This window comes from Micromonospora sp. TSRI0369 (assembly GCF_001905625.1).
In the GTDB taxonomy this organism is placed as follows: domain Bacteria; phylum Actinomycetota; class Actinomycetes; order Mycobacteriales; family Micromonosporaceae; genus Micromonospora; species Micromonospora echinospora_A.
The window spans coordinates 126,237-145,516 of sequence record NZ_LIVU01000012.1; the positions used below are offsets into that span (position 1 = coordinate 126,237).

Genomic DNA, 19,280 nt, shown 5'->3' on the forward strand with positions numbered 1-19,280 from the left:
GTCGAGTCTCAGGCCCGCGCCGCGCCGGCTCCGGCGACGTACCGCTCGTAGCCCTCTTCCTCGAGCTTGTCGGCCAGTTCCCGGCCGCCCTGCTCGACGATCCGGCCGGCCACGAAGACGTGCACGAAGTCGGGCTTGATGTACCGCAGGATGCGGGTGTAGTGGGTGATCAGCAGCAGGCCGGTGTCACCGGTGTCGCGCACCCGGTTCACGCCCTCGCTGACCACGCGCAGCGCGTCCACGTCCAGGCCGGAGTCGGTCTCGTCGAGGATCGCGATCTTCGGCTTGATCAGCTCCAGCTGCACGATCTCGTGCCGCTTCTTCTCGCCGCCGGAGAAGCCCTCGTTGACGTTGCGCTGGGCGAACGCCGGGTCCATCTGGAGCTTCTCCATGGCGCCGCGCAGCTCGCCGGCCCAGGTGCGCAGCTTCGGCGCCTCGCCGTCGATCGCGGTCTTGGCGGTACGCAGGAAGTTGGCCACCGACACGCCGGGGACCTCGACCGGGTACTGCATGGCCAGGAAGAGGCCAGCGCGGGCCCGCTCGTCGACGGACATGGACAGCACGTCCTCGCCGTCGAGGGTCACCTCGCCGCCGGTGATCTCGTACTTCGGGTGACCGGCGATCGAGTACGCGAGCGTCGACTTGCCGGAGCCGTTCGGGCCCATGATCGCGTGGGTCTCGCCGGAGCGCACGGTCAGGTCGACCCCGTGCAGGATCGGCTTGAGCTCACCCTCGGGCAGCTTGACCGACACCTTCAGGTCGCGGATCTCCAGGGTGCTCATCAGCGGGTCACTCCATTGCTCGGCAGCGGACGGCCGTCGCCGTCCACGGAAAGGTAGATGTCGCCGTCACGGACTTCGACGGAATAGACGGGTACGGGTTCGGTCGCGGGCAGGCCGGTGGGCTCACCGGTACGCAGGTCGAAACGGGATCCGTGCAGCCAGCATTCCAGCGTGCAGCCCTCGACCTCGCCCTCGGACAGCGCCACGGCGGCGTGCGAGCACTCGTCGTGCACGGCGTAGAACACGTCGTCCTCGCCGTGCACGATCGCGACCTGCACGCCGTCCACGTCGGCGCTGATCGCGGTGCCCTTCGGCACGTCCTCGGTGGAGCAGATCTTGAGCATCAGGCGCCGGCCTTCGCCAGCCGGGCCTCGATCGCGTCGCCCAGGCGCTCGCGCAGCTCCTCGACCGGGATCTTGTTGATCAGCTCGGCGAAGAAGCCGCGCACCACCAGGCGCCGCGCCTCGGCCTCCGGGATGCCCCGGGCCATCAGGTAGAACAGCTGCTCGTCGTCGAACCGGCCGGTCGCGCTGGCGTGCCCGGCGCCGGCGATCTCGCCGGTCTCGATCTCCAGGTTGGGTACGGAGTCGGCCCGCGCGCCGTCGGTGAGCAGCAGGTTCCGGTTGATCTCGTACGTGTCGGTGCCTGTCGCCTCGGCGCGGATCAGCACGTCGCCGACCCAGACCGTGTGCGCGTCGTCGCCCTGCAGCGCGCCCCGGTAGCCGACGTTGCTGCGGCAGTCCGGCACGGTGTGGTCGACCAGCTGCCGGTGCTCCAGGTGCTGGCCGGAGTCGGCGAAGTAGACGCCGTACAGCTCGGCCTCGCCGCCGCGCTGGGTGTACTCCACAGACGTGTACTGCCGGACCAGGTCGCCGCCGAGGCTGACCTGCACGTGCACGATCCGGGCGTCGCGGCCCAGCCGCACCTTGAGGTGCTGCGCCTGCACCGCGTCGTCGGCCCAGTCGGCGACGGTGACCAGGGTCAGCTTCGCCCCGTCACCCACCGACACCTCGACGTTGTCGGCGAGCGTGGCCGAGCCGACGTGCTCGATCACCACTGTGGCCTCGGCGAACCGGTCCACCTCGACGAACGTGTGGCCGAACGCGAGCGCCTCGGCGTTCTCGCCGACCACCCGCAGTCGCACCGGCTGCTCCACCACCGCGTCGCGGGCGACCCGCACCAGCAGCGCGCCGTCGGCCCCGCCGTACGCGAGCGCGCTGACCCGGTCGAACGGGGTGAGCACGCTGCCCACCCGCGGGTCGTCCCGGCCGATCCGGTCGACGGTGACGCCCTCGGGCAGGTCGCCGTACTCGTGCCGGACCGCGCCGGTCGCGCCCTGCGCCGACGTGGCCAGGCCGCGCAGGCGCTTGAGCGGGGTGAAGCGCCACTCCTCCTCCAGGCCGGTCAGGGCCGGGAAGTCGGCGACGTCGTACGAGCGGAGCGCCTGCGACTTGGTCGTGGGCGGTGCGGAAGCCTGGGTAGTCATCTCTTCCTTGGTCTGTTCTGCGACGAGGTGTCAGGTGAGGCGGAGGGCGGACGGCGTCAGCCGACGGCGCCTTCCATCTGCAGCTCGATCAGGCGGTTGAGCTCCAGCGCGTACTCCATCGGAAGCTCCTTGGCGATCGGCTCGATGAAGCCGCGCACGATCATCGCCATCGCCTCGTCCTCGCTCAGACCCCGGCTCATCAGGTAGAAGAGCTGGTCCTCGCTGACCTTGGAGACGGTCGCCTCGTGCCCCATCGACACGTCGTCCTCACGGATGTCGACGTACGGGTAGGTGTCGGAGCGGGAGATCGTGTCGACCAGGAGCGCGTCGCACTTGACGGTGCTCTTGCTGCTGGTCGAGCCCTCCAGCACCTGCACCAGACCGCGGTACGAGGTGCGGCCGCCGCCCCGGGCGATCGACTTCGACACGATGGTCGAGGAGGTGTGCGGCGCGGCGTGCACCATCTTGGCGCCGGCGTCCTGGTGCTGGCCCTCACCGGCCATGGCGACCGAGAGCACCTCGCCCTTGGCGTGCTCGCCGGTCATGTAGACCGCCGGGTACTTCATGGTGACCTTGGAGCCGATGTTGCCGTCGACCCACTCCATGGTCGCGCCCTCGTGGCACACGGCGCGCTTGGTGACCAGGTTGTAGACGTTGTTCGACCAGTTCTGGATGGTCGTGTAGCGGCACCGGGCGTTCTTCTTGACGATGATCTCCACGACCGCGCTGTGCAGCGAGTCGGAGGAGTAGATGGGCGCGGTGCAGCCCTCGACGTAGTGCACGTACGCGCCCTCGTCGACGATGATCAGCGTCCGCTCGAACTGGCCCATGTTCTCCGTGTTGATCCGGAAGTAGGCCTGCAGCGGGATGTCCACGTGCACGCCCTTCGGCACGTAGATGAACGAGCCACCGGACCAGACGGAGGTGTTCAGCGCGGCGAACTTGTTGTCGCCCACCGGGATGACCGTGCCGAAGTACTCCTTGAACAGGTCCTCGTGCTCCTTGAGCGCGGTGTCGGTGTCCAGGAAGACGACGCCCTGCTCCTCCAGGTCCTCGCGGATCTGGTGGTAGACCACCTCGGACTCGTACTGCGCCGCGACACCGGCGACCAGGCGCTGCTTCTCCGCCTCCGGGATGCCGAGCTTGTCGTAGGTGTTCTTGATGTCCTCGGGCAGTTCCTCCCAGGAGGTGGCCTGCTTCTCGGTGGACCGGACGAAGTACTTGATGTTGTCGAAGTCGATCCCGGTGAGGTCGGCGCCCCAGTTCGGCATCGGCTTGCGGCCGAACAGCCGCAGGCCCTTGAGCCGCAGGTCGAGCATCCAGGCCGGCTCGTTCTTCTTGGCCGAGATGTCCCGCACCACCGCCTCGCTGAGGCCGCGCTGAGCGGACGCCCCGGCGACGTCGGGGTCGGCCCAGCCGTACTCGTAACGACCGAGGGCGGCGAGCTGCTCCTCCTGGGTCAGGGGCTGAACGATCTGCTCGGTCATTTATCTGTCCTCACAGTGGTGACGGTGGAACCGGACTGGGCGGGAATGTGCGTGGTGCACACGCCGTCGCCGTGCGCGATGGTGGCCAGGCGCTGTACGTGGGTGCCGACCAGACGGGAGATGACCTCGGTCTCGGCCTCGCACAGCTGAGGGAACTCGGCGGCCACGTGCGCCACCGGGCAGTGGTGCTGGCAGAGCTGGCCGCCGGAGGCGATCGTGGACGCGTTGGCAGCGTAACCCTCGGCGGTGAGCGCCCCGGCGAGCGCCTCGGCCCGCGCGAGCGGCGCGTCTCCCGCGTCCTCCATGGCCGCCCGGCAGCGGGTCTCCAGCGCGGAGACCTGCTCGGCCGCGAACGCCGCGACCGCCGCGGCGCCGCCGGTGCGGGCGATCCACCGCAGCGCGGCGGTGGCCATGTTGTCGTAGTGGTGGGTGCCGCAGCGCCCCCGGGCCGCCTCGGTGAGCGCGAAGACCTTGGCCGGCCGGCCCCGCCCTCGGCTGCCGCGCACGACCTGGTCGCGGGCGACCACGTCGCCGTCGGCGAGCATGGCGTCGAGGTGCCGGCGGATCGCGGCCGGGCTGAGGCCGAGCGCCGAGCCGAGCTGCGCGGCGGTGGTCGCGCCGCGCTCCAGCAGGAGCTGGGTGACCCGGTCGCGGGTCGACAGGTCGGCCGGAGCGGACTCCCGCTCGACGGGCCGGACGCCACGACGCGACCGCGAACCGTCGGTGACCGCACTGGTCACCGACGCCCGGGACAGCGCCGCCGCGTTTTTCACAACGGCAACGTTACGTAATTCGCCCGGGGCCCGCAAACCCGGGTCCGGTGATTCCGACCACCGGGGTGGCGGAGTCACCCGATCGGGATCAACTACGGTGCGTAGGATTCGCTCCGTGAAGCGTTCCGTCCGGTTCCCGGTCTCGTCCACGCTGCTGCGCCGCCTCGCGCTCGCCTCGATCATCGCGAACGTCGCGATCGTGGTCACCGGCGGGGCCGTCCGGCTCACCGCGTCCGGCCTCGGCTGCCCCACCTGGCCCCGGTGCACCGACGACTCCTACACCACGACCGCCGAGATGGGCGTGCACGGGGTGATCGAGTTCGGCAACCGGCTGCTCACCTTCGCGGTGGGGATCATCGCACTCGCCGTCGTGGTGGCCGTGCTGGCCCACCGTCCCCGCCGCCGCGGGACGCTGCCGCTGGCAGTGGGCGTGCTGCTCGGCATCCCGGCCCAGGCGGTCCTCGGCGGCATCACAGTGCTGACCAACCTCAACCCGTGGGTGGTCGGGCTGCACTTCCTCGCCTCCATGGCCGTCATCGCCGCCGCGTACGCGCTCTGGCGGCGCCTCGGGGAGCCGGACGGGCCGGTGACCCCGACAGTGCCGGCGCCACTGCGTACCCTCGCCTGGATCACCACGGCGGTGAGCGCGTCGGTGCTGGTGGTCGGCACCTGGGTGACCGGCAGCGGCCCGCACGCCGGCGACCACGGCGCGGCCCGCAACGGCCTGGACCCGACGCAGATCTCGCAGGTGCACGCCGACGGCGTCTTCCTGCTGATCGGCCTCTCGGTGGCGCTGTACTTCGCGTTCCGGGCAGTCGGCGCGGCGCGCGCGGCGCGGGCCGCCGCGGTGCTGATCGCGGTCGAGCTGGGCCAGGGCGTGATCGGCTTCGTGCAGTACTTCACCCACCTGCCCGCCGTGCTCGTCGGCGCGCACATGCTCGGCTCCTGCCTGGTGCTGCTGGCCACGCTCGGCGTGCTGTTCGCGACCCGGGAGCGGCTGCCGGCCGTCCCGCCCGCCCCGGCCGAGCCGGTCGCCGAACCGGTGGGCGCCGGCGCCGCCTGAGCGGGGCGTTATCGCACGACGGGAACGGGAAAGCGGTCCGGGTCACGGACCGTACGCCCGAGGGGAGTTCCCGGTGCCGCGCAAGAGCCTCGCCACCACCACGCCGCAACGGCTGACGCCGGTCGCCGGCGCGCCGCTGTGGTGCGACGCCCACGAGCACGGCCTCACCGGCGACGGGGTGACGAACGACCAGCCGGCCCTGGCGGCGCTGGTGGACCGGCTCGGCGCCGGGTACGACGCCGACGGCCGGGCCCGGGTGATCTACTGCCCGCCGGGCCTCTACTCGATCCGCGACGCCGGCACCGTCTGGCGCAGCGGCGTCTCGCTGCTCGGCGCCGGGCCGGCCGCGACCCGGTTCCTGCTCAGCAACGAGGGCAACCGCAGCGAACCGGTCCCGCTGGCGTACTGGACCACCGTGCAGCACGGCGCCGACCGGGACCGGCACATCGCCGACTGCACGTTCGCCGACTTCGAGATCGACGGCTCCGGCGTGGCCCAGACGTCCTACGACTACCTGGCCAAGGGGCTGGGCCTGCAGTACGTGGTGCGCGGCGTGTTCCGCAACCTCTACATCCACCACACCGGGGCGACCGGCCTGGGCTGCGACTTCCTCCAGGACAGCCTGATCGACGGCGTGGTCGTGGTCGGATGCGGCCGGCTGGACAACGGCGACCAGATGGGCGGCGCCGGGATCGGCGTCGGCATCGGCGGCTGGGGCGACGTGGAGCGCCTCACCATCGCCAACTGCACCACCCTCGGCAACGGCACCAACGGGATCTTCCTGGAGTTGCAGAAGGACTACTGGACCCCGCCGCGCGGCTTCCGGATCATCGGCTGCCACAGCCAGGCCAACCGGTTCGGCATCTCCGACTGGGGCGCCGAAGGGCTGATCGTCTCCGGCTGCACCATGACCAACAACCTGGAGGCCGGCTTCGACGTGTCCGGCAACGGCACCGCCGGGGTGGCCGGGCGGGGCGGCCTGCTCACCGGCTGCGTGATCGACGCCAACGTGGGCGACGGCATCAGCATGGGCAACACCCCCGGCCCGTACACCGTGCAGGGCAACCGGATCAGCCGCAACGGCGGTTTCGGCTACCACGAGCACGACCTGGGCCACGGCTACCGGGGCGCGGCGGCCGACGTGGTGATCCAGGACAACGACATCCGGGACAACGCGCTGGACGGCATCCGGATCGACCGGCCGATGCTCGACACGTCGATCGTCGGCAACCGGATCCGGGACAACGGCCGCCGGTCCGCCCCGGCCTGCTCCGGCTCCGGCGAGGCGGTGCGCTACGGCCCGCGCGAGGTCACCGACGGCAACGCGGACTGGCCGGACGGCGGGCACCGGGGCAAGGTGGTCCGGGTCGGCTCGCGGGACGCCGTGGTGTCCGACAACACCGCCACCCGGCTCTCCCTGGCCGAGGTACGCCCGGACGGCTCCACCGGCTGGAACGAGGCCACCCCGGAGCCGGGCGCCGAGTACGAGCTGCCGGACGGTCCGCCGGCCTGCGGCGGCATCACCATCGCCGCGCCGTTCGACTCGGCCACCGTGCGCGCCAACCGGATCTGGCACCGGGACGCCGACACCCAGGCGTACGGAATCTGGGTCACCGAGGCGGGCAGCTGCGTCTCCTGCGCGTTCGAGGACAACGACCTGGCCGGCACCGCGGCCGCGCTGCGGCTGGACACGCCGCCGATCGGCGGCCGCTGGGCACGCAACCACAGCGACCGCGACTGAGCGTCACGCGCCGCCTCGGCTCAGCGGCGGGCCAGGTGGGCGAGCACCGCGTCGGCGAGCCGGTCCGGGGCGCCGTCGGCGTACCCGACGAACAGGCTCGGCTCGGTCAGCTCCAGCTCGACCAGCACCGGCGCGCCGTCCGGGCCGGGGATCAGGTCGACCCGGGCGTAGAGCAGCCGGTCCGGGCCGCCGGGCACGGCTGCCAGCACCTTCTCGGCCACCGCGCGCTGCTCCGCCGTGGCGGCGCGGGCGTCGATCCGCTCCTCCTTGTAGAGCGCGGCCTCGCCCCGGTCCGGCCCGGTCAGCATCGGCCCCTTGCGGATCGCGTGGCTGAACACCAGGCCGCCGGGGCCGGCCAGGAACAGCAGCGCGGTCTCCCCGGCCGTGTCCACCGCCTCCAGGTACGGCTGGACCATGGTGAGCCGCCCGGCGTCGGAGAGCCGCCGTACGTGGGCCACTGCGAGCGCGCGGTGCTCCCTGTCGGTCAGGTCGTAGCGGCCGGTGTCCTGGCTGCCGGCGCTGACCGCCGGCTTGATCACGTGCTCGCCCCCGGCGGGTGGCGTCCACGCCTGCCCCGGCTCGACCCACACCGTCTCGACGGTGGGCAGCCCGGCGGCGGAGAGCTCGGACAGGTAGCGCTTGTCGGTGTTCCAGGCGACCACGTCGGCCGGGTTGGCCAGGGCCGGCACGGTACGCGCCCAGGCCACGAACTCGTCGCGCCGCCGCGCGTAGTCCCACGGGGAGCGGAGCACGACCAGGTCGTACCCGGCCCAGTCGACGGCCGGGTCGTCCCAGACCGCGATCTCGGCGGTGACCCCGCGGGCGGCGAGCGGGCCGAGCGCGAGCCGGTCGTCCGGGTCGAGGTCGGGCAGCTCGGCGCAGGTGACGAAAGCGACCCGGGGTTTCCCCCGGGTCGACTGGTGGTGGTTGGTCATTCGGTTTATGTCAACGGGCCATCGTGCGCCGGGCCATCGACCGCCACAGGTCGTTGCTCGGACGCATCTGGTCCATCAGTTCACGCTCCCAGGCGTTCTCGACGTCGACCCCGGCCTTGGCGCAGGCCTGCCGCGCCACGTCGGTGCCGTCGGCGAACTGGTCTGCCCACACCCCGTCGGAACCCACGAGGACGATCCGTGCGCCGCGCTTGCCGACGTACTCGATGACCGCCTTCGCGCCGCCGTGTCCGGCGGCGAACGACTTGATGCCCGCGACCAGGCCGTTGGGGGCCTGCTCGGCGGTCTTGTCAGCCGTCAGCGTCGTATCGGAACCATCTGCCATGACGCGAAGCCTAAGCAGACTTCCACTCGGATGTGCGAGAACCATGAACTGAATGTGATGCCAATTACCCGCCGGTTTAAGAAGAACCACAGGTGATTTGCCCGTACTTGTCGGTTAAATCTGGGCAAAGCAGGCGGGCGAGATCGTCACAATCTGTCCAGGTTGGCCCCCTCCGCGGAAGCCCGAAAAAAATTTCTGATGAACCGCCGGACGGGCGGGTCAGAGCAGGGCGTCGAGCGCGACGGCGGCGAAGAGGATCGTCAGGTACGTGGTGGACCAGTGGAACAGGCGCATCGGCTTGACCGCCTCACCACGCGTGGCCCGCCGGCACAGCTTGTACGCCTCGACGAGGAAGATCCCACCCACCACGAGCGCCGTCACGCCGTAGATCGGGCTCATCCCGAGCGGCCAGACCGCCAGCGAGGAGAGCACCGTGAGCCAGGAGAAGCCGATGATCTCGGCGTTGACCCGCCGGACCGAGGCCACCACCGGCAGCATCGGCACGCCGGCGCGCGCGTAGTCGTCCTTGTACTTGATCGCCAGCGCGTAGAAGTGCGGCATCTGCCAGAAGAAGACCACAGCGAACAGGCCCCAGGCGGCCGGCGCCAGCGAGCCGGTGACAGCGGCCCAGCCGATCAGCACCGGCGCGGCCCCGCAGATGCCGCCCCAGAACGTGTTCGCCGCCGTGGTCCGCTTCAGCCACAGCGTGTAGACCAGGTCGTAGTAGGCGATCGCGGCGAGCGTCAGCACGGTCGCCAGCCAGTTGGTGGTCGCCGCCATCAGCGCCACCGAGACGGCCGCCAGCACCAGGCCGAAGATCAGCGCGCTGCGCGGCGAGACCGTGTGCGCGGGCAGCGGGCGGCGCTTGGTGCGCCGCATGAGCTGGTCGATGTCCCGGTCGATGTAGCAGTTCAGGACGCTCGCCGCGCCGGCCGCGAGCGAACCACCGACGAGCACGACGGCGACCAGCCACAGCGACGGCATGCCGCCGTCCGCGAGCATCATCGCCGGCACGGTGGTGACCAGCAGCAGCTCGACGATCCGCGGCTTGGTCAGCGCCACGTACGCCGCCACGACGGCGCGTACGTCCCGCCGGCCGCTCGCCGGCGCCTCCGCCACCGTGCCCACCGGCGGCTGCCCGGCAGGGTTGCTGACGGGGCGCTCGGTGATCATGCTCACGGATTGCCACCTTCCGGCATTCGGCGGGGGAGGTCGTTCGGCCCGGACCCTTCGAGGTCCACACACCGCCCCACACACTACGCGGCGTCGTTTTGGCTGCCCCGCGGACCCGGCAACGGTGCGAGCCGTCACACCCGCGGTTGAACGACCGAACGTTCGCGATCCGTACAGAACAGCATGCTGAGATCCCCGGGCGGACGTTTAGCACCGCTCGATAGGGTCATCAGTGAGGGTTCCGCCCATCTGCCGAGGAGCACAACCATCGTGGCTGCCAACCGACCCGAGCTTCCCGCTCTCAACTGGTCCGACCTCGACCGCAGGGCCGTCGACACGGTCCGCGTGCTGGCCATGGACGCCGTGGAGAAATCCGGCAACGGCCACCCGGGGACGGCGATGAGCCTCGCCCCGGCGGCGTACCTGCTCTTCAACCGGGTCATGCGGCACAATCCCGCTGACCCGAACTGGCCCGGACGCGACCGGTTCGTGCTCTCCGCCGGCCACTCCAGCCTGACGCTCTACATCCAGCTCTTCCTCTCCGGCTACCCGCTCGCGCTGGACGACCTCAAGGCGCTGCGCCAGTGGGGCTCGCTCACCCCGGGTCACCCGGAGCACGGCCACACCCCGGGCGTGGAGACCACCACCGGGCCGCTCGGCCAGGGCCTCGGCAACGCGGTGGGCATGGCCATGGCGGCCCGCCGCGAGCGCGGCCTGTTCGACCCCGAGCCGGACCGCGCCGACTCGCCGTTCCGGCACGACATCTGGTGCATCGCCTCCGACGGTGACATCGAGGAGGGCATCACCCACGAGGCCAGCGCGCTCGCCGGTCACCAGCAGCTCGGCAACCTCTGCGTGATCTACGACGACAACGAGATCTCCATCGAGGACGACACCCGCATCGCCAAGAGCGAGGACGTCGCGGCCCGCTACGAGGCGTACGGCTGGCACGTGCAGACCGTCGACTGGCGCAGCGGCGACGCCGACCAGGGCGACTACCACGAGGACGTGGAGGCGCTGTACCAGGCGCTGCTGGCCGCCAAGGCGGAGACCGGCCGGCCGTCGTTCATCGCGCTGCGCACGATCATCGGCTGGCCCGCGCCGAACAAGAAGAACACCGGCAAGATCCACGGCTCGGCGCTCGGCGCGGACGAGGTCAAGGCCACCAAGGAGATCCTCGGCTTCGACCCGCAGCGCACCTTCGAGATCGACGAGGAGGTGCTCAAGCACGCCCGTCAGGTGCTGGAGCGCGGCGCGCAGGAGCAGGCCGAGTGGACCACCGGGTTCGACGCCTGGGCGCAGGCCAACCCGGAGCGCAAGGCGCTGTGGGACCGGATGGCCACCCGTACCCTGCCGACCGGCTGGACCGACGCGCTGCCCACCTTCGGCGCGGACGCCAAGGGCGTCGCCACCCGGGCCGCCTCCGGCAAGATCCTGGAGGCCCTGGCACCGGTGCTGCCCGAGCTGTGGGGCGGCTCGGCCGACCTGGCCGAGAGCAACAACACCACCATGAAGGGCGAGCGGTCGTTCGTCCCGGCCGCGCACGCCACCAAGGACTTCCCGGGCGACGAGTACGGCCGCACGCTGCACTTCGGCATCCGTGAGCACGCCATGGGCTCGATCCTCAACGGCATCGCCCTGCACGGCGGCACCCGCCCGTACGGCGGCACGTTCCTGGTGTTCAGCGACTACATGCGCCCGGCGGTGCGGCTGGCCGCGCTGATGAAGCTGCCGGTGACCTACGTCTGGACGCACGACTCGATCGGCCTCGGCGAGGACGGCCCGACGCACCAGCCGATCGAGCACCTGACCGCGCTGCGGGCCATCCCCGGCCTGGACGTGGTCCGCCCGGCCGACGCCAACGAGACGGTGTGGGCGTGGCGGCAGGCGCTGGAGCACACCGACCGGCCGACCGCGCTGGCGCTCAGCCGCCAGGCGCTGCCCACCCTCGACCGCACCGACCTGGCCGGCGCCGAGGGCGTCGCCAAGGGCGGGTACGTGCTGGCCGAGGCGTCCGGCGGCAAGCCGCAGGTGATCCTGATCGGCACCGGCTCCGAGGTGCAGCTCTGCCTCACCGCGCGGGAGCGGCTGGAGGCCGACGGCACCCCCACCCGGGTCGTCTCGATGCCCTGCCAGGAGTGGTTCTTCGCGCAGGACGAGGCGTACCGGGAGTCGGTGCTGCCTCGCGGGGTAAAGGCACGGGTGAGCGTGGAGGCGGGCATCGCGATGTCGTGGCGGGCGATCGTCGGCGACAGCGGCGAGTGCGTGAGCATCGAGCACTACGGCGCCAGCGCGCCGCACACCGTGCTCTTCGAGCAGTTCGGGTTCACCCCCGACCGGATCGTGGCCGCCGCGCACGCGGCGCTGACCCGGGTGGGCGACATCACCGGTTTCACGACCGGCAACTGAGGGGAGCGTCGACGTCATGACGGACAGACTGAGCGAGCTGCAGGGCGCCGGGGTGGCGATCTGGCTCGACGATCTTTCCCGGGTACGGCTGAGCTCCGGCGGGCTGGACAAGCTGCGCCGGGAGAGCCACGTGGCCGGGGTGACCACCAACCCGACGATCTTCGCCAAGGCGCTGAGCGACGCCGACGAATACGACTGGCAGCTTCGTGACCTCGCCGTGCGTGGTGTGGACGTCGAGGAGGCGGTCCGCATGCTCACCACGTACGACGTGCGGTGGGCCTGCGACGTGATGCGCCCCTCGTACGAGACCAGCGCCGGCGTGGACGGCCGGGTGTCGATCGAGGTGGACCCCCGCTCGGCGCACGACGCGGCGAAGACCGTCGCCGAGGCCAAGGCGCTGTGGTGGCTGGTCGACCGGCCGAACCTGTTCATCAAGATCCCGGCCACCGAGGAGGGCCTGCCGGCGATCACCGCGACGCTGGCCGAGGGGATCAGCGTCAACGTCACGCTGATCTTCGGCCTGGACCGGTACTCGCAGGTGATGGAGGCGTTCCTGGCCGGGCTGGAGCAGGCGCAGGCGAACGGGCACGACCTGTCGAAGATCGGCTCGGTCGCCTCGTTCTTCGTCTCCCGGGTCGACAGCGAGGTGGACAAGCGGCTGGAGAAGATCGGCTCCGACCAGGCCAAGGCGCTGCGCGGCAAGGCCGCTGTCGCCAACGCCCGGCTGGCGTACGAGCGTTACAGCGAGGTCTTCTCCTCGGCGCGCTGGCAGAAGCTGGCCGACGCTGGCGCCCACCCGCAGCGTCCGCTGTGGGCGTCCACCTCGACGAAGAACCCGGACTACCGGGACGTCATCTACGTCGAGGAGCTGATCGCGCCCGGCACCGTCAACACCATGCCGGAGCCGGTCATCCACGCGTACGCCGAGCACGGCGAGACCAAGCCGGACACCGTCACGGTGGCGTACGACGACGCCCGCCAGGTCTTCGACGACCTGCTGGCGGTAGGCGTGGACCTGTCCGACGTCATCGCCACGCTGGAGCGCGAGGGCGTGGAGAAGTTCGAGGCGAGCTGGGTGGAGCTGCTGGAGGGGGTCAAGAAGTCCCTCGCCGAGGCGGCCAAGGGCTCGGGCAGCCCGCACCGGGCCGCCGAGGGCAACGCGCAGGCGGCCCAGCAGGCCGGCGGCAACGCGTGACCGACGGCGTCCGACGCGTCCCGGGGTCCGACCCCGGGACGCGTCGCGCCGTACCGTGGATTGGGTGAGGGGCGGCACCGTGAGTGACCTGCTGGCCGGGCGGGCGGACATGGCCGCCGGCCTGGCCGTGCGCGGCGCCGGCGCCCTCGGCGCGTCGGCGCGGGCCACGCTCGTCTCCCACGACGTCCCGGCAAGGCTCGCCGCCGCCGACCCGGCCCTCTGGGGGCCCGCAGCCGAGACCACGGCGCTCACCCGGCTGGGCTGGCTGCACGCCCACCGGCGCAGCCGGGACCTGCTCCCCCAGCTCGCCGAACTGGCCGACGAGCTGGGCGACCTGGACCACGTGGTGCTGGCCGGCGACCGCGGCGACACGCTCGCCGCCGAGGTCGTCGCCGAGTGCCTGGGATGCCAGGTGACGGTGCTCGACACCGCCGATCCGGGGCCGGCGCGGGCCGCGCTCGCCGACCGCCCGGCGCGTACCCTCCTGGTGCTCGCCGCCCGGCACGGCCTGGACCGGACCACCGACGCCCACCTGCGCGCCTACCGGCAGGCGTGGGCCGACGAGGGCCCTGATGCCGCCCGGCACGTCGTGGTGGTCACCGAACCCGGCACGGAACTCGCGGCGCGCGCCGACGAGCTGGGCGCCGTGGTGCTCCCGGCCGAGCCCGGCGTGGCCGGGCCGTGGGCCGCGCTCACCGCGTTCGGCCTGGTCCCGGCGGCGCTGGCGGGCGCGCCGGTCGCCGAGGTGCTGGACGAGGCGGAGGCGCTCACCGGCGCGCTCGACCGGGACCGGGACAATCCGGGCCTCGCGCTCGGCGCGGCCCTGGGCGCGGCGCCCGGCGCGGGCCGGGACACGATCGCGCTGGTCCCCGACGGCACCGGACTCGACGGCCTGGGCCGCTGGGCGGGCGCGCTGCTCGCCGACGCGACCGGCGGGCGGATCCTGCCGCTGTTCGCGGAATCCCCGGGCTCCCCCGGCGCCACCGGGCCGGGCGTGCTCACAGTCGGTCTCGGCGGCGCCCTCGGCGCCGGCGTCGGTCCGGGCGTGGCCGCCGACATGGCGGTCAACGGGCCGCTCGGCGCGCACCTGCTCACCTGGGCCTACGCCGCCGCGACCGCCGCGGTGACGCTGCGAACCGACCCGTTCGCGGCGCCCGCCGCCGCGGTGGCCGGCGACGAGCCGGACAGCGGGCCGCCGTCGTCGGCCGAGGACGCGATCGAGGTGTACGCCCCGAGCGGCGCGCCGGCCGACCTGACCGGCGCGCTGCGCTGGCTGCTCGACGGGCTGGGCGAACGGGAGCACCTCGCGGTCACCGCGTACCTCGACCCGCGGGCCGACGCGGCGGTGGCCGGGCTGCGCCCGCTGCTGGCACGGCACACCGGACGGCCGGTCACCTTCGCCTGGGGACCGCGCCGGCCGGAGCACACCGACACCCGCGGCCGGCACCTCCAGATCACCGGTGCGGTCACCGATGATCTGGAAGTGCCCGGCCGTCCGTACACCTTCGCGCAGCTCCAGGCGGCCCAGGCCGCCGGTGACCGGCTGGCCCTGGCCGGCCGGGAACGACCGGTGCTGCGACTGCACCTGACCAAGCGGGCGGCTGGCGTCGCCCAGCTGCTGGATACGGCCGGACGGACACGCACGTGACGATCAATGACCTGGAATCAGCGGACCGAGACGCAGGAGGAGGTGGCCCGGTGAACCCGCTGCGCGACGTGCAGGACAGGCGGTTGCCCCGGATCCCCGAGCCGTGTGCCCTGGTGATCTTCGGGGTGACCGGCGATCTGGCCCGCAAAAAGCTGCTGCCGGCGGTCTACGACCTGGCCAACCGGGGGCTCCTGCCGCCCGGATTCGTGGTGCTCGGCTTCGCCCGCCGGGACTGGGGCGACGGCGACTTCGAGTCGGTGGCGCACGATGCGGCCAAGAAGCACGCCCGTACCCCCTGGCGGGAAGAGGTGTGGGCCCGGCTGGCCGGCAACATCAAGTTCGTCGGCGGCTCGTTCGACGACGACGCCGCGTTCGACCAGCTCGCCGCCACCCTTGACGAGCTGCGCGGCTCCCACGGCATCGCCGGCAACGCCGCCTTCTACTTCTCCATCCCCCCGGCGGCCTTCCCGGTGGTGCTCAAGCAGCTCGCCCGCACCGGCATGGCGGACAACGACAAGTCCGGCGGCTGGCGCCGCGTGGTGGTGGAGAAGCCGTTCGGCAACGACCTGCCCTCGGCCAAGGCGCTCAACGACCTGGTCGACGACGTCTTCACCCGCCAGGACGTCTTCCGGATCGACCACTACCTGGGCAAGGAGACGGTCCAGAACATCCTGGCGCTGCGGTTCGCGAACAACCTGTTCGAGCCGCTGTGGAACTCCAAGTACGTCGACTCGGTGCAGATCACCATGGCCGAGGACGTCGGCATCGGCACCCGGGCCGCCTTCTACGACTCCGTCGGCACCGCCCGCGACGTGCTCCAGAACCACCTGCTCCAGCTGCTCGCCCTGGTCGCGATGGAGGAACCGACCAGCTTCGACGCCGACGAGATCCGCGCCGAGAAGCTCAAGGTCCTCAAGGCGATCACCGTGCCGCACGACGTCTCCCAGGACACCGTGCGCGGTCAGTACCTGCCCGGCTGGGTGGGCGGCGAGCGCGCCAAGGGCTACCTGGAGGAGGAAGGCGTTCCGGAGGGCTCCACCACCGAGACGTACGTGGCGGTGAAGCTGGGCATCCAGAACCGGCGCTGGGCGGGGGTGCCGTTCTACATCCGGGCCGGCAAGCGGCTGCCCCGGCGGGTCACCGAGGTGGCCATCATGTTCAAGAAGGCGCCGCACCTGCCGTTCAACGTCGCCGACATGGAGTCCCTCGGCCCCAACCAGCTCGTCATCCGGGTGCAGCCGGACGAGGGCGTGGTGCTGAAGTTCGGCTCCAAGGTGCCGGGCACCACGATGGAGGTCCGCGACATCGCGATGGACTTCCAGTACGGCGAGGCGTTCACCGAGTCCAGCCCCGAGGCGTACGAGCGGCTCGTGCTGGACGTGCTGATCGGCGACCGGACGCTGTTCCCGGACGCCGCCGAGGTCGAGCAGAGCTGGCAGGTGGTCGACCCACTGGAACACGCCTGGGAGGGCACCACGCCGGAGCCGTACCGGGCCGGCGAGTGGGGACCCCGGGCCGCCGACGAGATGCTGGCCCGCGAGGGCCGGGCTTGGAGAAGAGCATGATCGGGCTGTGGGACACCACCGGCAACGAGGTGGTCAAGGCGCTGGCCGCGGAACGGCGCAGCGCGGGCGGGGTGGCCAGCGGCATGGCGCTCACGCTGATCGTGGTGGTGGACGAGAAGCGGGTCCGGGAGGCCGAGGCGGCCGCCACCATCGCCGCGGCGGCGCACCCGTGCCGCCTGCTCGTGGTGGTCCGCTCCGACGTGGAGCGCGACCGCAACCGGCTGGACGCGGAGATCGTCGTGGGCGGCCGGCTCGGGCCGTGCGAGGCCGTCGTGACCCGGATGTACGGGCGGCTCGCGCTGCACGCCGAATCCGTGGTGATGCCGCTGCTGGTGCCGGACGTGCCGGTGGTGACCTGGTGGCACGGCGAGCCGCCGGAGGAGATCGCCACCGACTTCCTCGGTGTGGTGGCCGACCGGCGGATCACCGACTCGGCGCAGGCCGCCGACCCGATCGCCGCGCTGAAGCAGCGGGCCCACGACTACGCCCCCGGCGACACCGACCTGGCGTGGACCCGGATCACCCCGTGGCGCACGCTCGTGGCGGGCGCGTTCGACACCACCCAGGCCCGGGTCACCGAGGCCAGCGTGGTGGCGCCACCGTCGGACCCGACGGCGGCGCTGATGAGCGGGTGGCTCAAGGCCCGGCTCGGCATCGAACCGGCCTGGGAGCGGTCCGACGAGTTCCCGCGGATGCGTCAGGTGCAGCTGCGCTGCGCCAACGGCGACGAGCTGACGCTGACCCGGGACGACAGCATCGCGGTGTTCCGGCGTACCGGGCAGGAGGACCGCACGCTGCCGCTGGTCCGTCGGCCGCTCGGCGACGAACTGGCCGAGGAGCTGCGCCGCCTCGACGCCGACCAGGTGTACGCGGAGGCGCTCGGCGCCGCGGCCGGGATCACCGGACTCGACCAGCGTCCGGCCCAGCGGGTGCACGTGTGGAAGGATCCGGCGACCGCCCAGCGGGCCGAGGCCGGCGTGACCGCGCACGCGGGCGCGACAGCGAACGAGTGACCGCCCGGACCGGGCGGCCGGAAGCACAGGTGACCGCCGGTGGGCGGCCGGAACACGAGGGCGCGACGGATGACTGAGGCGAGTGTCGCCGTACACGCCGACCCCGACCTGCTGGCGCAGGCGGTGGCGGCCCGGTTGGTGGTGAAGCTGCTCGACGCGCAGGCCGAGCGCGGCCAGGCGTCGGTGGTGCTGACCGGCGGACGGATCGCCGCGGCGGTGTACCGGGCGATCGGGCAGCTGCCCGCCCGGGACGCGGTCGACTGGTCCCGGGTCGACGTGTGGTGGGGTGACGAGCGGTTCCTGCCCGCCGGTGACCCGGAGCGCAACGAGACGCAGGCGCGGGCGGCGCTGCTGGACACGGTGCCGCTGGACCCGGCGCGGGTGCACCCGATGCCGGCCTCCGACGGCCCGGCCGGCGACGACCCGGAGGCGGCCGCCGCCGGGTACGCGCGGGAGCTGGCCACCGCCGCCCGGCCCGGGAACGCGGTCCTGCCCCACTTCGACGTGCTGATGCTCGGCGTCGGTGAGGACGGGCACGTGGCGTCGGTGTTCCCGGAGCACCCGGTGCACCACGACAACCGCCCGGTCAGCGCGGTGCGGGGCAGCCCGAAGCCGCCGCCGGTGCGGACCACGCTGACCCTGCCGACGATCAACACGGCCGAGGAGGTCTGGCTGATCGCCGCCGGGGCGGACAAGGCCCGGGCGGTGGGCATGGCGCTGGCCGGGGCCGGGCCGGTGCAGTTGCCGGCCGCCGGGGTGCAGGGCGTCTCCCGTACCCTCTGGCTGCTCGACCGGGCCGCGGCGGCGAACGTGCCCCCGCGCCTGCGCAGCCTCCGCTGAGGTGTAAGGAAGGGCCCCTTCTTAACGCCTCCGGTAGAGAAGGGGCCCCTTCTTAACACGTCTCGGCTCAGGCCCGGCCGCGGCGGCGGCGCAGCGCGTCGAGGGCCTCGGCGAGCAGCGCCTCACCCTCCTCCGGCGTGCGCCGCTCCTGCACGTACGCCAGGTGGGTCTTGTAGGGCTCGGCGCGCTGGCGGCCCGGCGGGTCGCCCGGGTCGGGGCCGGCCGGCTCGCCGCAGCGGGGGCACTCCCAGGCGGCCGGCGTCTCGGCCTCGGCGGCGATCAGGAACTCGACCCGGTGCCCGTGGCGGCACCAGTAGACGACCGGGCGGCGCGGGGCGGGCTCGACGCGCTGGTCGAAGCGCTCCGGGGCGGACCCGACCCGGGTGCCGCGGATGACGTTGTTGCTGGGCACTGTTGCTCGCTCCCTGTCGTCGGAGGGGACCGCCGCCGGAGGGGGTGGGCGACGGGCGACGCGCGGAGAAACAAAACTGCGCGCGGTCCGTGACGGACCGCGCGCAGATTGTACGCTTCTCAGCGCCGACTCAGGTGCCGGTGGCCATCTGCAGGCGCAGCCAGAGCCCGAGCCCGACGATGCAGGCGAACCAGACGATTCCCACCAGAACGGTGTAGCGGTCGAGGTTCTTCTCGGCCACGGAGGAACCGGCCAGGCTGGAGCTGACGCCGCCGCCGAACATGCTCGACAACCCGCCGCCCTTGCCGCGGTGCAGGAGGATCAGCAGGACGAGCAGCACGCTGGTGATGACCAGCAACGTGATCATCGTATAGGCGAACCAGATCGGCATGGCGGGGGTCAGTCCTCTCGTTGC

General features: G+C 72.3%; 18 protein-coding genes. 8 read left to right on the top strand and 10 right to left on the bottom strand.

The genetic code is table 11. The features are described 5' to 3' along the window. Positions 1 to 8: 8 nt before the first annotated feature. The 5 genes from sufC to AMK25_RS28215 are packed head-to-tail and all read right to left on the bottom strand — an operon-like array spanning position 9 to position 4,528. Positions 9 to 782 (bottom strand): Fe-S cluster assembly ATPase SufC, encoded by a 774-nt coding sequence (gene sufC / locus AMK25_RS28195; RefSeq protein WP_073831401.1) that lies wholly within the window; start codon positions 780 to 782, stop codon positions 9 to 11. Next, a complete protein-coding gene (locus tag AMK25_RS28200; RefSeq protein ID WP_064445305.1) occupies positions 782 to 1,126 on the bottom strand; it encodes a non-heme iron oxygenase ferredoxin subunit in 345 nt (114 codons plus the stop codon). Before AMK25_RS28200 ends, sufC begins: the two co-directional genes overlap by 1 nt. After that, complete coding sequence (gene sufD / locus AMK25_RS28205) at positions 1,126 to 2,268, bottom strand: Fe-S cluster assembly protein SufD (protein ID WP_073831402.1); 1,143 nt, start codon at positions 2,266 to 2,268, stop codon at positions 1,126 to 1,128. Before sufD ends, AMK25_RS28200 begins: the two co-directional genes overlap by 1 nt. A gap of 56 nt (positions 2,269 to 2,324) precedes the next feature. After that, entirely contained in the window at positions 2,325 to 3,755 is a 1,431-nt protein-coding gene (gene sufB / locus AMK25_RS28210) for a Fe-S cluster assembly protein SufB (protein WP_073831403.1), read from the bottom strand. After that, positions 3,752 to 4,528: a helix-turn-helix transcriptional regulator gene (locus tag AMK25_RS28215; RefSeq protein WP_073831404.1), complete on the bottom strand. Its 777-nt coding sequence runs from the start codon at positions 4,526 to 4,528 to the stop codon at positions 3,752 to 3,754. The genes sufB and AMK25_RS28215 overlap by 4 nt, the downstream gene beginning before the upstream one ends. 97 nt (positions 4,529 to 4,625) lie before the next feature. Here AMK25_RS28215 and AMK25_RS28220 point away from each other — a divergent pair, with 97 nt between their 5' ends. Both AMK25_RS28220 and AMK25_RS28225 read left to right on the top strand, forming a co-directional pair. Further along, positions 4,626 to 5,591 carry a COX15/CtaA family protein gene (locus AMK25_RS28220; RefSeq protein ID WP_198937691.1) on the top strand — a complete coding sequence of 322 codons (966 nt, stop codon included), beginning with the start codon at positions 4,626 to 4,628 and terminating at the stop codon, positions 5,589 to 5,591. A gap of 73 nt (positions 5,592 to 5,664) precedes the next feature. After that, a complete protein-coding gene (locus tag AMK25_RS28225) occupies positions 5,665 to 7,332 on the top strand; it encodes a right-handed parallel beta-helix repeat-containing protein (protein ID WP_073831406.1) in 1,668 nt (555 codons plus the stop codon). Between the two features lie 20 nt (positions 7,333 to 7,352). Here the strand turns inward: AMK25_RS28225 and AMK25_RS28230 are convergent, their stop codons facing one another. The 3 genes from AMK25_RS28230 to AMK25_RS28240 form a co-directional block, all read right to left on the bottom strand. Further along, complete coding sequence (locus AMK25_RS28230) at positions 7,353 to 8,267, bottom strand: ATP-grasp domain-containing protein (RefSeq protein ID WP_073831407.1); 915 nt, start codon at positions 8,265 to 8,267, stop codon at positions 7,353 to 7,355. 10 nt (positions 8,268 to 8,277) lie between these two features. Next, positions 8,278 to 8,610, bottom strand: coding sequence for a hypothetical protein (locus AMK25_RS28235; RefSeq protein WP_013287454.1), 333 nt, complete (start codon positions 8,608 to 8,610; stop codon positions 8,278 to 8,280). A 219-nt stretch (positions 8,611 to 8,829) separates the two neighbouring features. Further along, positions 8,830 to 9,789 carry a heme o synthase gene (locus AMK25_RS28240; protein WP_073831408.1) on the bottom strand — a complete coding sequence of 320 codons (960 nt, stop codon included), beginning with the start codon at positions 9,787 to 9,789 and terminating at the stop codon, positions 8,830 to 8,832. Positions 9,790 to 10,053: 264 nt separating this feature from the next. On the opposite strand from AMK25_RS28240, the gene tkt reads away from it, so the two are divergent. The 6 genes from tkt (at position 10,054) to pgl (ending at position 18,453) form a co-directional block, all read left to right on the top strand. Then, entirely contained in the window at positions 10,054 to 12,192 is a 2,139-nt protein-coding gene (gene tkt, locus AMK25_RS28245; protein WP_073831409.1) for a transketolase, read from the top strand. 16 nt (positions 12,193 to 12,208) lie between these two features. Further along, positions 12,209 to 13,387 carry a transaldolase gene (gene tal / locus AMK25_RS28250; RefSeq protein ID WP_073831410.1) on the top strand — a complete coding sequence of 393 codons (1,179 nt, stop codon included), beginning with the start codon at positions 12,209 to 12,211 and terminating at the stop codon, positions 13,385 to 13,387. A gap of 79 nt (positions 13,388 to 13,466) precedes the next feature. Continuing rightward, positions 13,467 to 15,035, top strand: a complete 1,569-nt coding sequence (locus AMK25_RS28255; RefSeq protein WP_073831411.1) for a glucose-6-phosphate isomerase — start codon at positions 13,467 to 13,469, stop codon at positions 15,033 to 15,035. 50 nt (positions 15,036 to 15,085) lie between these two features. Then, on the top strand, positions 15,086 to 16,600 hold the full coding sequence (zwf, locus tag AMK25_RS28260; protein ID WP_073831412.1) for a glucose-6-phosphate dehydrogenase: 1,515 nt from the start codon (positions 15,086 to 15,088) through the stop codon (positions 16,598 to 16,600). After that, entirely contained in the window at positions 16,597 to 17,613 is a 1,017-nt protein-coding gene (locus AMK25_RS28265) for a glucose-6-phosphate dehydrogenase assembly protein OpcA (protein ID WP_073831413.1), read from the top strand. Before zwf ends, AMK25_RS28265 begins: the two co-directional genes overlap by 4 nt. A gap of 69 nt (positions 17,614 to 17,682) precedes the next feature. Continuing rightward, positions 17,683 to 18,453, top strand: a complete 771-nt coding sequence (gene pgl, locus AMK25_RS28270; RefSeq protein WP_073831414.1) for a 6-phosphogluconolactonase — start codon at positions 17,683 to 17,685, stop codon at positions 18,451 to 18,453. A gap of 67 nt (positions 18,454 to 18,520) precedes the next feature. On the opposite strand, the gene AMK25_RS28275 is transcribed toward pgl, so the two are convergent. Together AMK25_RS28275 and secG are read right to left on the bottom strand one after the other, a co-directional pair. Further along, a complete protein-coding gene (locus AMK25_RS28275) occupies positions 18,521 to 18,865 on the bottom strand; it encodes an RNA polymerase-binding protein RbpA (RefSeq protein ID WP_073831415.1) in 345 nt (114 codons plus the stop codon). 130 nt (positions 18,866 to 18,995) lie between these two features. After that, positions 18,996 to 19,256, bottom strand: coding sequence for a preprotein translocase subunit SecG (gene secG, locus AMK25_RS28280; RefSeq protein WP_073831416.1), 261 nt, complete (start codon positions 19,254 to 19,256; stop codon positions 18,996 to 18,998). Between the last annotated feature and the right edge of the window lie 24 nt (positions 19,257 to 19,280).